The sequence below is a fragment of the Sphingobium sp. HDIP04 genome (assembly GCF_000445085.1).
In the GTDB taxonomy this organism is placed as follows: Bacteria; Pseudomonadota; Alphaproteobacteria; order Sphingomonadales; family Sphingomonadaceae; genus Sphingobium; species Sphingobium indicum.
Genome location: NZ_ATDO01000085.1, coordinates 1 through 13,507, shown reverse-complemented (window position 1 = coordinate 13,507; position 13,507 = coordinate 1). Strand labels below are relative to the sequence as shown.

The window sequence follows — 13,507 nt, the reverse complement described above, 5'->3', positions numbered from 1 at the left end:
GGCCCGCGCCGCGATGGTCAGAGGAAATGCGTGTCAGGCTTGGCTTTTGAAACATCGGCCGGAAATCGGGAAAATCCTGTGTCCCGGGTGCTGACGACCGATGCGGCCCGGCGGTCCGACGCGATTTCCATCGCGCGGGTGATCTGCATATTGGGCGTGGTGTACGTCCATGCCTGGACGGGCCTGAACGGCCATGACCTGGAAAGCCTGAGGGGCACGGCGCAGGACAGCCTGCGCTGGGGCCTGATGGAGGTTTTCGGGCGCAGCGCCGTGCCCCTGCTGGGCCTGATTTCCGGCTGGCTGGTGGAGGGGTCGTCGCGGACCCATGACTGGCTGCGCCATGTCGGGCGGAAGGTGCGGACGATCCTGCTGCCGATGATCCTGTGGAATGCGCTGGCGATCCTGTTCGTGTCCGGCGCGGCCTGGGCGCTGGGCCTGTCGGCGCCGGTGCCATCGTCCACCGGCTGGATGTTCCAGGAATTGTTCATCGTCAGCCGCAATCCCGACATCAACGTGCAGATGCCGTTCCTGCGCGACCTGTTCCTGTGCATGCTGGCCGCGCCCCTGTTCGTCCGCCTGCCGGGCTGGGCGTTGGGCCCGGTGGCGGCGATGGCGGCGCTGTGCCAGATCATGGGATGGGGGCCGCCGGTGCTGATGCGCGCCTCCATCCTGTTCTTCTTCATCATGGGCATCGTGGCGCGGCGCGAGGGGCTGGCCGACCGGGTGGCGGCGCTGCCCTGGACGATGGCGGCGGCGCCCTTTGCGCTGCTGATGAGCGCGCAGCTCTATATGTCCCTGCATCCGGGCGTGTTGCCGCCGGGCATCGGCGCGGCGACGCTGGACATGGCGGTGCGGGTCGCGGCGGCGCTGTTCTTCTGGCGCTTCGCCTGGTCGCTGGCGGCCAGCGCGGCGCGGGGCATGCTGCTGCGGATCGAACCCTTCGCCTTTTTCCTCTTCTGCTCCCACCTCATCCTGATCTGGCTGGGCGGGCCGGTGCTGGGGGTGGTGTTCGGCAAGCTGGGATCGCCCTTTTATCCTGCCTATCTGCTGGTGCAGCCGCTGCTGGTGCTGGTCGCGGTGATCCTGTTGGGATCGCTGCTCAGCCGCGCCGCGCCGGGGCTGGCGAAGCTATTGAGCGGCGGCCGCCTGATGGCTGCCTGACGCCACTCGACCGGCCGCCGCCATGGCGATCTCCAGGCTGCGCTTGCGCGCCTCGAAATCATGGATCTGGCCGCCGATGATGACCTCATCCACCTGGGTGCGGCGGATGAAGGCGGCCAGGTCGCGCTCGACATCGGCCTGGGTGCCGATGGTGGAAGCGCTCAGCACATCGGCCAGCATCGCCTGCGCCTGCGGCGGCAGGCTTTCATAATAGCCGGCGACGGGTGGTTGCAGCTTGCCCGGCCGGCCGGTGCGCAGGCGCACGAAGGCCTGCTGCATGGAGGTGGCGATCAGCCGCGCCTCCTCCGCCGTGTCGGCTGCGAAGACATTGTAGCCCGCCATCACATAGGGATGAGCAAGCTGCGCAGAGGGCTGGAAATCGCGGCGGTAGATGGCGACGGCCTCGTCCAGCGCGCCGGGCGCGAAGTGCGAGGCGAAGGCGTAGGGCAGGCCCAGCGCGGCGGCGAGTTGCGCGCCATAGAGGCTGGAACCCAGAATCCAGAGCGGCACGTCCTCGCCCGCGCCGGGGGTCGCCTGGAAGCCTAGGCGCTCGTCGCCGGCGAAATAGGCCTGCAATTCCATCACGTCGCGGGGAAATTCGTCCGGGCCGCCGGTCAGCGTCCGCCGCATGGCCTGGGCCACGCGCTGGTCGGAACCGGGAGCGCGGCCAAGGCCGAGGTCGACGCGGCCGGGAAAGAGCGCCGCCAGCGTGCCGAACTGCTCCGCGATCAGCAGCGGCGCATGATTGGGCAGCATGATGCCGCCCGCGCCGATGCGGATGCGGTCGGTCGCCCGTCCGATATGCGCCAGCACCACGGCGGTCGCGGCCGACGCGATGCCCGGCATGCCATGATGCTCCGCCACCCAATAGCGGTGGAAGCCAAGGCTTTCGGCATGGGCGGCAAAGTCGGCGGCGCGGCCAAGCGCTTCGCCGACGGTGCCGCCTTCGTTGACGGGAACGAGGTCCAGGACGGAGAAACGGGTCATGGCCGAATATGGGGGGCGGACTCGTTCCATTTCAATGCCGGTTCGGGGCGGATGGAATGCGGAGGTCTTCGGGGAAACTTTGCGCGCTCCTGCCTGAGCAGGTGCACGGCGCGCCTAACGCCCGCAAATAACGGCCCGAGCATTCAGCCGGCGGCGCGACCGAATCCCTGGGCCGGACTGTCGATGCGGCGGCCGAAACCCTGCGGCCGGCGCGCCACCAGCGGGTTGGCGTCGCGGTCGAGCAGCGCCATCGTCTCCGTGAAGCAGGGCCGCAGCGCGACCACATCCTCGATCAATTCATCCGGGCCTTCCCGGCTTTCGACGCAGCGGCGGGCGACCATTTCGATCTTCTCGGCCATGGCGCTGAGCCGATAGGCGCCGAACTGGGCCGACTCGCCCTTCAGCTTATGGGCCGGGGCGACCAGCGCGGCGGCGTTGCGGGCGCGAAAGGCCTCCTCGATGGCGCCGATCGCCTTTTCGCCGTCCTCGCGGAAATAGCCCAGGATCCGGAGGAAGGCGGTGCCCAGCTCCGAACGGGATTTGGCAAAATCCGTCCAATTGACCAGTTCGGCCTCTTGATATGACACCCTGACACTCCCTGCTCTGCCGTGGGGAATATAGAAGAGGAGCGTAAATAGGGGGTTAAGTCGGGTGGGATCGTCAAAGCGACCGAGCGAGAGCGAAGAGATGCGGCGCCTTTGCCGTGAAGGCCCAACCCTGTTGCTTCGCCAGCGCCTCCAGTTCCTTGGCCGCGACGGGATCGTCAGCCTCGATCGTCACGGCGTCGGCGGATCGCATCGCCCGCGCCACGCGCAGCGCGGGCCAGGGGCATTTCATGCCCCTGGCGTCGATATGCGCCGCTTCACTTGGTGGCATAGGGGTTCTTGGCGCTGCGCAGCGTCAGCCGCACCGGCACGGCGCCGAATCCCAGTTCCTTGCGGATGCCGTTCACCAGATAGCGGCGATAGCTTTCCGGCAGTTCGTCCAGCCGCGTGCCGAACAGCACGAAGGTCGGCGGGCGCGTCTTGTTCTGGGTGATGTAGCGCAGCTTGATCCGCTTGCCGCCGGGGGCGGGGGGCGGATTGGCCTCCAGCGCGCGTTCGAACCAGCGGTTGAGGATGCCGGTCGACACGCGCTGCGACCAGGCGGTGCGGGTCTCGAAGGCGACGCGGATCAGGTCGTCCAGCCCCTTGCCGGTGGCGGCGGAGACGGTCATGATCGGCACGCCGCGTATCTGCGCGAGGCCGTCGGACAGCGCCTGCTTGATGCCCTGATAGAGGGCCGAGCCGTTTTCCACCGTATCCCATTTGTTGAGGGCGACGACGAGGGCGCGGCCTTCCTCGATCACCTTGTCGGCGATGCGCAGATCCTGCGCCTCCAGCCCGCGAGTGGAATCGAGCAGCAGCACCACCACTTCGGCGAAGTTCACAGCGTTCAGGCCGTCCGAAACCGCCAGCTTTTCCAGCTTGTCCTGCACCTTGGCGCGCTTGCGCATGCCCGCCGTGTCGATCAGGCGGACGGGGCGTTCGGCGCCGTCCGGGTCGGTCCATTGCCAGTCGACGGCGATGCTGTCGCGGGTGATGCCCGCTTCGGGGCCGGTCAGCAGGCGGTTCTCGCCCAGCAGGCGGTTGATCAGGGTCGACTTGCCCGCATTGGGGCGGCCGACGATGGCGAGTTTCAGCGGCGCGGATTCGAAATCGGCCTCGTCCGGTTCGCCTTCCTCCTCTTCCTCCTCCTCGCGGTCGATATAGGGGAGCAGCGCCTGGAAGAGGTCGGCCAGGCCCTGGCCATGTTCGGCGGAAAAGGGGACGGGATCGCCCAAGCCCAGGCTGAACGCCTCCATGACGCCGTCGTCGCCCGCCTTGCCCTCCGCCTTGTTGGCCATCAGCACGACCGGGGCGTCGCCCTCGCGCAGCCAGCGGGCGATTTCCTCGTCCAGCGGGGTGATTCCGGCGCGGGCGTCGACGACGAACAGCGCGACATCGGCATTTTCCACCGCCGCCTGCGTCTGCATGCGCATCCGGCCGGGCAGGGTCTGCGGGTCTTCATCCTCATAACCGGCGGTGTCGATGATGGTGAAATCGACGCCCAGCAGGTTCGCCTGCCCCTCCCGCCGGTCGCGGGTCACGCCGGGCTGGTCGTCGACCAGCGCCAGCTTCTTGCCGACGAGCCGGTTGAAAAGGGTGGACTTGCCCACATTGGGGCGTCCGACGATGGCAACGGTGGGCAGCATGAGAGGCCCGTATCCTTTCTTGGGTCGCCTGTCAGCACATCAGGCGTAAAAACATGCGTGCTCCTGCGAAGGCAGGAGCCCAGTCCTGCCGTTGGAACTGGGCTCCTGCCTTCGCAGGAGCACGCTTCTTCTTCTGTCGGTCGCGTCAGCGAAACGCCGTCAGCTTGCCGTCGTCCGCCAATATATAGAGCGTGTTGTTCGCCACCACCGGCGACAGCGACATCGGCCGGTCGAGATCGATTTCCGCCTGGATCTTCCCCGTCGTCGGATCGACATAGTTGAGGTCGCCATGGGTCGACACCAGCACCAGCCGCCCGCCCGCCAGCACCGGGCCGGTCCAGCGGATCGCCTTGTCCTTCTTCTTTTCCTTTTCCCAGCGGCGAAGCTGGCTGATCCAGCGGATCCTGCCCGTGGCGCGGGCGACGCAGAGCAGCTTCGCGTCGCTCGTCACCGCGAACACCCATTCGCCCACGACCGAGGGGGTGGAGATGCCCGCGATGTTGATTTCCCAAAGCCGCTGGCCGCTCACCAGTTCATAGCTTGCCATGCGGCCGCCCTGGCCGATGGCGAAGACCCGGCCCCGGTCGATAACCGGATCGGCGTCGATGTCGGTCAGCGTCGCCACGGCGGTCGAGATGCTGGTGCGCGACAGGGCGTCGCCCCACAGCGTCCGGCCATTTTCATAGCGATAGGCGGTGAGTTCGCCCGAACTGTAACCCGCGATCACCGTGCCCTGCGCGGCGGCGGGGGCGGCCACGCCGAAGATGCCGGTGACTTGCAGCGTGCCGCTGTCGGTCCACTGCACTTCGCCGTCGCTCTGGTTGAGGGCGAAGATCTGGTTGTCCTGCCCCATCACATAGACATGGCCGTTGGCCAGCGTCGGCGCGCCGCGCAGTGGGCCGCCGGGGCGCTTCTTCCACAGGATGGCGCCTGTGTTCGCGTCGATCGCCGCGACATCGCCGATGCCGGTGCTGGCATAGAGCTTTCCGTCGACGACGCTGACGCCGCCGCCGAACAGGGCGCGGCCGCTGCCCGCGGCGGGGAGCGGGGTCTGCCACAGCTTCGCGCCGCTGTTCGCGTCGAACGCGATCACCCGCGCATCGGCGTCGATCACATAGAGCTTGCCGCCCACCACCACCGGAGCGGAGGCGAGGCGGGCCTGCGGCGTGCTGCCCGCGATGGACACGGTCCATGCCCGCGCGGGCGAAGCGCCCAGCGCCAGATTGCCCATGGTCTTGGCGGGGCTGCCGCCCGGCTGCGACCATTGGTCGTTCACATAGGGTTCGGGCAGGGTCACGGGCACGTCGGCCAGCGTCGGGTCGACCTCCACCCCCTGCTCATTGCTGAGGATCGAGGTGCGCTTGCCGACCACCGGGGTCTTGGGGCCGCCCTTCTTGCCGCCGACAATGCCGCATCCCGCAAGCAGGGCGATCATCATGGCAACGGTCACGGCGCGACCGGCGCCCGAAAATTTCGTCATGCTGTGCATTCCCATGCGCCCAATCATTCCTGTCCCGCCGCGACCGGCGTTTCGACTGCATCCACACCCAATAAGCCCGCCATCTGTCGCGCGCGTGAACGGATCGACTGGGGCACGTCCTTGTCCTTCGCCATGGCGGCGAACAACGGCCCGGCGAGGTCGGGCTTGCGCATCTTCATATAGGCGATGGCGACCAGTTCCCCGGCGCTGCCGAACCAGGGCGCGCCCTCCACGGCAAGGGGCTTCAGCCGGTCGACCACCTGCTGCGGCTGGAGGGTTTCGAACTCCAGCGTGGTCTGGCGGATCAGCGCCAGGTCGCGATAGGGCCGGTCGAGCGAAGCGTCGTCGGCCATCGCCTTATAGGCGGCGATGGCGGCCTTGCTGTCGCCCTTGCGCGCCGCCGTGCCCGCCTTCACCAGCAGGGCGGAGGCGCGGAAGCCGGGCTGGCTGGCCTGGGTCAGCTTGTCCAATTCCTTCGCGTCCGGAGTGCCGCCGCCGATTGCCGTGGAAATCGCCTTGTCCATTTCCTCCGACACGGCCTGCGACTGCGTCTTCGTGTAATGCTGCCAATAAAGCCAGCCGGCGAAGGCCGCGAGGCCGATGATCACCGCCGCGACGATCCAGCGGCCGAAGCGCTGCCAGAAGGTCAGCAACTGGTCCTGCCGAACGGCCTCGTCCACCTCGCGCATGAAGGCTTCGCTATTTTGCGGCGTCAGGGCCACTTGGGTCTCCAGAAATTCGTCAGAAAAGGCACGCGGAAGGCGCGATCTTTAGCGGCGCGGGCTTCCCGCGCAACTCACTTTTTGGGCCGATAGACCTGATCTTCGGTCGGAAAGTGCCGGTTCCGGACATCCGCCGCATATTGGGCGGCGGCGTTGCCAATGGTTTCCGCGATATTTTCGTAGCGTTTCACGAAACGGGGCACGCGTTCGAACATGCCCAGCATGTCCTCCGCCACCAAGACCTGCCCGTCGCAATGGGCCGATGCGCCGATGCCGATCACCGGCACGTCGACGCTGTCAGTGACGGTGACGGCGATCTCCTCCATCACCCCCTCCAGCACCATGCCGAAGGCGCCCGCCTGCGCCACGGCGCGGGCGTCGGAGACGATCTTGTCATGCTCCTCCCGGCTCTTGCCGCGCGCGCCATAGCCGCCCAGCGCGTTCACCGCCTGGGGGGTGAGGCCGATATGCGCCATCACGGGAATGCCGCGCTGGCTGAGGAAAGCGATGGTTTCGGCCATCGCCGCGCCGCCCTCCAGCTTCACGCCCGCGCAGCCGGTTTCGGCCATGACCCGGCTGGCGCTGGCGAAGGCCTGTTGCGGAGAGGCTTCGTAGCTGCCGAAGGGCATGTCGACCAGCACGACGCTGTGATAGCTGCCCCGCACCACGGCCGCGCCATGGGCGATCATCATGTCCAGCGTGACGGCCAGGGTGGAGGGGAGGCCGTAGATCACCTGCCCCAGCGAATCGCCCACCAGCAGCATGTCGCAATGCGGATCGAGCAGTTGCGCCTGCCGCGCCGTATAGGCGGTCAGCATCACCAGCGGCTGTTCCGTCCTGCCCCCGGCCTTGCGCCGCTGGATGGCGGGCACGGTCAGGCGCTTCATCGGCGCGGGCGTGGGATTGGCGCGGCTGGTCGACGTGTCGAGCGTGAAGGTCGTGGACATGGCTGCGCTCTACCGTAGAGCGGCGGCGGGCGCAAATCGGGCGATATGTTGGAAGGGACGACGTGCTCCTGCGCAGGCAGGAGCCCAGTCCCGTCCTTAGTGGATCATCGCACCGTCCGAACTGGGATCCTGCCTGCGCAGGAGCACGTCATCCTGACATCGAACCCGAAAAATGCGGGGAGCGACAGGGCCGTGCCGCTCCCCGCAGGGGGTGAACCTCTTTCAAAAGGTCAGAAGGAGAATTTGATCGTTCCGCCCCAGGTCTGCGGGTCGCCGGGCTGGCCGGCGATCAGGCCGGTATTGCCCGGCGCGACCTGGAGATTTTCGATATAGTTCACGTCGAAGGCGTTGCGGACCCAGCCGAAGATGTCGAACCCTTCGCCACGGAAACCGGCGCGGAAGTTGGTCAGCGCATAGCCCTTCACCTCCGTATAGGTGGACGGCGAGGCGTTGGAGTTCCAATGCGACCGATAATTGCCGTCGACGCCCAGATAGACCTGGCCATCCTTGTCCAGCAGCGTGACCGGAATGTTATATTCCGCACCGTAGGAGAAGGCCCATTTCGACACGCCGGGCAGGCGGTCGCCGGAGATGTCGCATGCCCGCGGGCTGAGGGTGTTGGGAACACCCGCATTGGAATAATCGGCGGGCTGATTGGCCGGCTGCAACGTGCCCCCGGACAGTTCGGGCGGGCAGGGGGCATTGGTGAACTTCTTGTACTTGGCGTCGGTGTAAGCGCCGTTCGCATAGGCGGTGAAGCGATCGCTGACGACGACCTTGAAGTCCGCCTCTATGCCCTGCGACCGCACCTTTTCCGCATTGGCGAGGTAGCCGCGCACCGTGCCGAACTGTCCGCCATTCACCGTCGCCTGGAAATTCTTGATCTCCGTGCGGAAGGCGGTGAGGTTGAAGGTGGCGCGGCGGTCCCAGAATTGGGTCTTGAGGCCGATTTCATAGTGGTTGACTGACTCAGGCTTCACCGTGCCCGCATCGAAATTCACCGTATTGTCGGCGTTGAGCGGCAAGCCGTTCTGGTTGATGCCCAGCGTCTTGAAGCTCTTGGCGTAGGTCGCATAGGCCAGGACGTCCTGCGCGATCTTGTAATTGACGTTGAAGTCGTAGGTGAAATTCCAGGCGCTGTCCGAAGGGGCGCTGATCTGCGGCTGGTAGACGCCGCACTGGGCCGCCAGCACCGACGGTGGGGGGTTGCCCGGCGTCGTGACGCACGAAATGGCCTGGCCTTGGCCGTTGGTGACAATCCGCTGATAGAAGCCCGACTTCTTGTCGTAGTTCAGGCGGGCGCCGGGCTGGATGGTGAGGGCGTCGGTCACCTTCCAGCTCAGCTGGCCGAACAGCGCCGCGCTGGTGCTCTTGAGCCATTGCGTGTTGCTGGCGGTCAGGCCCTGCAGGATGCTCGGATTCCCGGCATTCGCGCCGGTCAGGCTCCAGCGGCTGGCGTCCGCGCCCTGCTGTTCGGTGCCCTGGGTGTCGATGCGCTGCTTGAAGCCGAACAGGCCGACCACGAAGTCGATCTTCTGGCTTTCGTAATTATAGCGGAATTCCTGGCTATACTGGTCCTGCTGCGAAGGGTTCTGCGATTTGGACACGATCGACAGGCCGGTGAAGTCGCGGTCATTTTCCGGCTTCCAGTCCCAGAAGCGCCAGGCGGTGACGGAGGTCAGCGTGCCGGGGCCGACATCCCATTTGATCCGCGCCGACACGCCGCCGATCTTGTTGCCCGCGTTCAGGCTGCTGTCCAGGTCCGTCAGCCGGTCATAGGGATTGCGGCTGGGCACCGCATAGTTGCGGCCCGGGAAGGCAGGGTTGGGATTGGCGTTGATCGCCTTGACCAACTCATCATATTGGCGCGTGATCGGCCGCTGGGTCGTGCCGACGCGCACGAACACGGTGCCGCAGCATTCCGGGTCCTGCTTGCTGTAGTCGCCCGACAGGGTGATGCTGAAATCGTCGTTGGGCTTGAACAGCAATTGGCCGCGAATGCCCAGATTGTCCTGCTCGTTGATCCAGCGCTGGCTCGTCACATTGTACAGCGTGCCCCGGCGGCTGGTCGCGGCGACCGCGATGCGGGCGGCGACGGTGTCCGACAGCGGGCCGGAAATGGCGGCCTTCGCCTGCTTGTAGTTGAGGTTGCCGACGGTCAGTTCGGCGCGCCCTTCGAAATCGAAGGTCGGCTGGTTGGTCGTGATGTTGATCGCGCCCGCCGTGGTGTTCTTGCCGTAGAGCGTGCCTTGCGGGCCGCGCAGCACTTCGACCTGGGCGACGTCCAGGAAGTCGAAGGTCGCGGCGGCGACGCGGCTGTTATAGACGTCGTCGACATAGATGCCGACGCCCTGTTCGAAGCCGTCGCTGGTCAGGCCGAACGGAACGCCCAGGCCGCGGATATTGACCGACGTGTTGCGCGGATTGGTGGTGTAGACCTGAAGCGTCGGCGCCAGTTGCTGGAGCTTCACCACGTTGAAATTGCCGGTCGCCTCTATGCTGTCGCCCCGGATGACGGAGATCGCCAGCGGCACTTCCTGCGCGGTTTCGGCGCGGCGGCGGGCGGTGACGATGATCACTTCGCCCCGGCCGGTGGCCTGCTCGGCGCTTTCGCTATTGTCCGCGGCGGGCTGAGGCGCGTCCTGCGCGGACGCATTGGACGCAATGATGGATGCGCTCGCCACGCCGGCGAGCCACAGAAAACGCGCAATCATGGTAATTCCCCTTCCGGATGTCCGGTGAATGTTGATCGCGGCCTCTGCGGTGGTCCGCTCAAAGCCGTTGGTCTGGGAATGGAAAATGTGGCCCACCCCTTGCCACCTGTTATTCGGCCCTTGTTGCAGGCCTTGTTCAGCAACCCTGAATCTTCCTTGCGCCCCCGCTATTGCTTCAGGCGGTGAGGCGCGTCTTTTCCGTCACGTCGATCTGCACGACGCGCGCGTCATGCACGGTCAGCGTGACGGACCCGAAACGAAGTGCCTCCAGCACGCTGCGCACCTTTTCGATGCTGGCGGCGATGTCGTGGCGCTGCCCGTCGCTGCGGCCGTTGCGGGCGAATTCAATGGATCGGTTTTCACTCATAAACACCTCTTAGCCGCTCTTTATCTCAACTATATTGATAGACAAAAAAGCAAATATAAGGGGCGCTCAAGTTTCTCTTGTCGCGCCCCGGAAGCATCGTGCGGAGAGCCTGTCGAAGGGCCGGTTTTCCGCGGAAGCGATGCGATAACTTCAGCCGTTGACCTGCAGCGCCGCCCATCGCCGCTCCTGATGCGCCAGCGGGATGGCGGGGCGTAACTGGCGCATTGCAGAGGCCTGCTCATGCGCATTATCGATCAGTTTTTCCAGCAGCGCCTGGCCGAAGCGCCATTCGCCCAGGCCCGATTCCGCGTTGATGTGGCCGCAATAACCGGCGTCGACGAAGCTGCTGCCCCAATTCTTGCCGATGCTGTGGGCGCGTTCGAAGAAGATATAGGGATCGTTGCGGCTCGCCACGACGATCGAGGGAAAGGGCAGTTGGGCGCGGGGCGTGGGGCCGAAGCCGCCGATCGTCTCCGGCGTTTCCATGCGGTCGCAATCGGGCGGCGCCACCAGCAGCGCGCCCGTCACCGGCCAGCCATAGGCCTGGCTCTGCAACGCGCCCCACCATGCGACGGCCAGGCAGCCCAGGCTGTGCGCGGCCAGCACGATCGGCCCCTCCGCCGCCCGGATCGCCGCGTCCAGCCGCGTGACCCAGCTGTTGCGGTTGGGGCTGGCCCAGCTTCCCAGATCGACCCGCTCGCAATCGCCGCGCGTTTCTTCCCACAGCGTCTGCCAATGGCCCGGCCCGCTATTGTTGAGACCGGGGATGGTCAGCACGACCGGCTGGCGCGCATCTCCCGAATGTCCGAATCGCTCCATGGTCAAATCCTCGTCCTATTGTCGAGGGAGAGTTAATTCTATTCATCTGGTAGACAATAGGCAAGCGACAAAATGTGTCGAAATCTGGGCAACCCGATTCATCTGGGGTTCATATAGCCGAAAGGGTCGCGGAGGTGCCGCCTTTGCGCAGCCCGGGACCGCCGGAAGGCTCCTCACCAGGGGTAGATCAGCCCATAATAGTGGAAGACGCTGCGGCCATAGGCGTCGTCATAATCGGGGCGCTCGTCCGGCAGGTGGCGGGGCGCCTGATCCAATATGTCCTTGGCCAGGTCCACCACATAGCCGCCCTTTTCCGTGTCGTAGTTCAGCATCGACCAGGGCAGCGGATAATGATCGCTGCCCATGCCCAGGAAGCCGCCGAAGGACAGCACGGCATAGCGGACCTGCCCGCTGCGCTTGTCGACCATGAAGTTCGAGATGTGGCCCAGCCGCTCCCCCTGTCGGTTGTAGACGGTGGTGCCCTCGACCCGGTCGGATGCGATCAGGTCGCCATGATTTTCCCTCGCCATGTCAGACATCGTCACTCTCCTGCGAAGAAATCGCGTTATGATGATGAACCATGGGGAACCGGCCGGGTTCCCCACGGCAGGCGAACAGGAGGACGATCATGAAGATCAATCGCAGCGGATCGGCGGTATGGAGCGGCGGCCTGAAGGACGGCAAGGGCGCGATCTCCACCCAGAGCGGCGCGCTGGACGCGCATCCCTATGGCTTTGCGACGCGCTTCGAAGGGGTGCCGGGCAGCAATCCCGAAGAACTGATCGCGGCCGCCCATGCATCCTGCTTCACCATGGCGCTGTCCCTGATTCTTGGCGAAGCGGGGCTGACGGCGGAGAAGATGGAGACGAACGCCGTCGTGACGCTGGAGCAGCAGGAGGGCGGCTTTGCCATCACGGCGAGCAGGCTGACCTTGAAGGCGACTATCCCCGGCGCGGACGACGCCCGGTTCCAGGAACTGGCGGCCAAGGCGAAGGCCAATTGCCCGGTGTCGAAGCTGCTGAACGCGGAGATCAGCCTGGACGCGGAACTGCTAGGCTGAAGGCGCGGGCGGGGCGCGGACATGTTCGCGCCAGGCGATGTACAGGCCGCTCCCGACGATCAGCGCCGCGCCGATCCAGGTCGTCGCCATCGGCCAATTGCCCCAGATCGCCCAGCCGAGCAGCGTCGTCCAGACGATGGAACTGTAGTCCATCGGCAGCACCACGGAAACGGGCGCCCGGCGCAGGGCGGCGGTCATGCAGATCTGCGCGATGCCGCCCGACAGGCCGATCAGCAGCAGCAGGCCCCATGTCGCGGCGTCATGGGCCTGCCCGTGGAACAGCATCGCCGCGCCCAGCGGCGGCAGGGAGAGGAGGGTGAACCAGAAGACGATCACCCCGGCGCTTTCCGTGCGGCCCAGTTCGCGCAGGACCAGGCTGACGCAGGCGGTGACGAAGGCGGCGGACAGGGCGACCGCGACGCCGATGGCGGGGAAATGCCCCGCATCCGGCCGGACCATCACGATCACGCCCAGAAAGCCGATGAGCACCGCGCTCCACCTGTGGATGCCGGTCGCCTCCCGCAGGATGAGCGCGGACAACAGGGTGCCGAAGATGGGCATGGTGAAACCGATGGTCACCGCCTCGGCCGGCAGCAGCAGGATGTAGGACAGGAAATTGAGCAGCATGCCGGTCATGCCGATGACCATGCGGGTGGCGTGGACGCCGATGCGCCGGGTGCGGATCGATCCCGCGCCGGTCGTGGTCGCGATCCAGGCGAACACCACCGGCAGCGCCAGCGCCTGGCGGTAGAACAGCGATTCGACCACATGGACCCCGCGCGCATCGGCCAGCCGGACCGTCACGAACATGACCGACAGGCAGATCACCGCGACCAGCCGCAGGCCGATGGCGGCGAGCGGACGATGCGGGCTGTTGGATGGGGATGGGGGCGGCATGCAACCGCCTTAGCCCCGCTGCGCGATGACGCAACCGTCCAAGGGGGATGGGCGGGTCCGGGATGTGGGGATTGGCCAATCCAAGACATTCCCCTCCCGCAGGCGGGAGGGGCCAGGGGT

Annotated in this window: 14 protein-coding genes; 2 read left to right on the top strand and 12 right to left on the bottom strand. The window is 66.1% G+C overall.

The features are described from left to right. Nucleotides 1–39 precede the first annotated feature (39 nt). Nucleotides 40–1,161, top strand: a complete 1,122-nt coding sequence (locus L286_RS35270) for an acyltransferase family protein (RefSeq protein ID WP_020818312.1) — start codon at nucleotides 40–42, stop codon at nucleotides 1,159–1,161. On the opposite strand, the gene L286_RS35265 is transcribed toward L286_RS35270, so the two are convergent. The 11 genes from L286_RS35265 to L286_RS35215 all read right to left on the bottom strand — a co-directional run bounded on the left by L286_RS35265 (nucleotide 1,129) and on the right by L286_RS35215 (nucleotide 11,969). Further along, on the bottom strand, nucleotides 1,129–2,148 hold the full coding sequence (locus L286_RS35265; protein WP_020818313.1) for an LLM class flavin-dependent oxidoreductase: 1,020 nt from the start codon (nucleotides 2,146–2,148) through the stop codon (nucleotides 1,129–1,131). The genes L286_RS35270 and L286_RS35265 overlap by 33 nt on opposite strands. A 143-nt stretch (nucleotides 2,149–2,291) precedes the next feature. Next, entirely contained in the window at nucleotides 2,292–2,735 is a 444-nt protein-coding gene (locus L286_RS35260) for an Hpt domain-containing protein (RefSeq protein WP_020818314.1), read from the bottom strand. A gap of 73 nt (nucleotides 2,736–2,808) precedes the next feature. Next, nucleotides 2,809–3,024 (bottom strand): sulfurtransferase TusA family protein, encoded by a 216-nt coding sequence (locus L286_RS35255; RefSeq protein WP_013040696.1) that lies wholly within the window; start codon nucleotides 3,022–3,024, stop codon nucleotides 2,809–2,811. Continuing rightward, nucleotides 3,011–4,381 (bottom strand): ribosome biogenesis GTPase Der, encoded by a 1,371-nt coding sequence (gene der, locus L286_RS35250; protein WP_020818315.1) that lies wholly within the window; start codon nucleotides 4,379–4,381, stop codon nucleotides 3,011–3,013. Before der ends, L286_RS35255 begins: the two co-directional genes overlap by 14 nt. A gap of 145 nt (nucleotides 4,382–4,526) precedes the next feature. Beyond that, a complete protein-coding gene (locus tag L286_RS35245) occupies nucleotides 4,527–5,870 on the bottom strand; it encodes an outer membrane protein assembly factor BamB family protein (protein WP_021223379.1) in 1,344 nt (447 codons plus the stop codon). 14 nt (nucleotides 5,871–5,884) lie between these two features. Next, nucleotides 5,885–6,583 (bottom strand): tetratricopeptide repeat protein, encoded by a 699-nt coding sequence (locus L286_RS35240; RefSeq protein WP_020818317.1) that lies wholly within the window; start codon nucleotides 6,581–6,583, stop codon nucleotides 5,885–5,887. Nucleotides 6,584–6,657: 74 nt separating this feature from the next. After that, nucleotides 6,658–7,530, bottom strand: coding sequence for a 3-methyl-2-oxobutanoate hydroxymethyltransferase (gene panB, locus L286_RS35235; RefSeq protein ID WP_020818318.1), 873 nt, complete (start codon nucleotides 7,528–7,530; stop codon nucleotides 6,658–6,660). A gap of 230 nt (nucleotides 7,531–7,760) precedes the next feature. Next, nucleotides 7,761–10,244 carry a TonB-dependent receptor gene (locus tag L286_RS35230; protein WP_020818319.1) on the bottom strand — a complete coding sequence of 828 codons (2,484 nt, stop codon included), beginning with the start codon at nucleotides 10,242–10,244 and terminating at the stop codon, nucleotides 7,761–7,763. Between the two features lie 175 nt (nucleotides 10,245–10,419). Continuing rightward, nucleotides 10,420–10,611: a YezD family protein gene (locus L286_RS35225; RefSeq protein WP_007684190.1), complete on the bottom strand. Its 192-nt coding sequence runs from the start codon at nucleotides 10,609–10,611 to the stop codon at nucleotides 10,420–10,422. Between the two features lie 150 nt (nucleotides 10,612–10,761). Continuing rightward, complete coding sequence (locus tag L286_RS35220; protein WP_020818320.1) at nucleotides 10,762–11,430, bottom strand: RBBP9/YdeN family alpha/beta hydrolase; 669 nt, start codon at nucleotides 11,428–11,430, stop codon at nucleotides 10,762–10,764. A 173-nt stretch (nucleotides 11,431–11,603) separates the two neighbouring features. After that, complete coding sequence (locus L286_RS35215) at nucleotides 11,604–11,969, bottom strand: PRC-barrel domain-containing protein (protein ID WP_007684193.1); 366 nt, start codon at nucleotides 11,967–11,969, stop codon at nucleotides 11,604–11,606. Nucleotides 11,970–12,058: 89 nt separating this feature from the next. On the opposite strand from L286_RS35215, the gene L286_RS35210 reads away from it, so the two are divergent. Further along, nucleotides 12,059–12,490, top strand: a complete 432-nt coding sequence (locus L286_RS35210) for an OsmC family protein (protein WP_020818321.1) — start codon at nucleotides 12,059–12,061, stop codon at nucleotides 12,488–12,490. On the opposite strand, the gene L286_RS35205 is transcribed toward L286_RS35210, so the two are convergent. Next, complete coding sequence (locus tag L286_RS35205; RefSeq protein WP_013040689.1) at nucleotides 12,482–13,387, bottom strand: DMT family transporter; 906 nt, start codon at nucleotides 13,385–13,387, stop codon at nucleotides 12,482–12,484. The genes L286_RS35210 and L286_RS35205 overlap by 9 nt on opposite strands. Between the last annotated feature and the right edge of the window lie 120 nt (nucleotides 13,388–13,507).

What these genes read in the sequence shown, in the direction of transcription:
- L286_RS35265 (WP_020818313.1), bottom strand. Translation starts at nt 2,148, where the DNA reads ATGACCCGTTTCTCCGTCCTGGACCTCGTTCCCGTCAACGAAGGCGGC.
- L286_RS35255 (WP_013040696.1), bottom strand. Translation starts at nt 3,024, where the DNA reads ATGCCACCAAGTGAAGCGGCGCATATCGACGCCAGGGGCATGAAATGC.
- der (WP_020818315.1), bottom strand. Translation starts at nt 4,381, where the DNA reads ATGCTGCCCACCGTTGCCATCGTCGGACGCCCCAATGTGGGCAAGTCC.
- L286_RS35245 (WP_021223379.1), bottom strand. Translation starts at nt 5,870, where the DNA reads ATGCACAGCATGACGAAATTTTCGGGCGCCGGTCGCGCCGTGACCGTT.
- panB (WP_020818318.1), bottom strand. Translation starts at nt 7,530, where the DNA reads ATGTCCACGACCTTCACGCTCGACACGTCGACCAGCCGCGCCAATCCC.
- L286_RS35230 (WP_020818319.1), bottom strand. Translation starts at nt 10,244, where the DNA reads ATGATTGCGCGTTTTCTGTGGCTCGCCGGCGTGGCGAGCGCATCCATC.
- L286_RS35225 (WP_007684190.1), bottom strand. Translation starts at nt 10,611, where the DNA reads ATGAGTGAAAACCGATCCATTGAATTCGCCCGCAACGGCCGCAGCGAC.
- L286_RS35220 (WP_020818320.1), bottom strand. Translation starts at nt 11,430, where the DNA reads ATGGAGCGATTCGGACATTCGGGAGATGCGCGCCAGCCGGTCGTGCTG.
- L286_RS35215 (WP_007684193.1), bottom strand. Translation starts at nt 11,969, where the DNA reads ATGTCTGACATGGCGAGGGAAAATCATGGCGACCTGATCGCATCCGAC.
- L286_RS35210 (WP_020818321.1), top strand. Translation starts at nt 12,059, where the DNA reads ATGAAGATCAATCGCAGCGGATCGGCGGTATGGAGCGGCGGCCTGAAG.
- L286_RS35205 (WP_013040689.1), bottom strand. Translation starts at nt 13,387, where the DNA reads ATGCCGCCCCCATCCCCATCCAACAGCCCGCATCGTCCGCTCGCCGCC.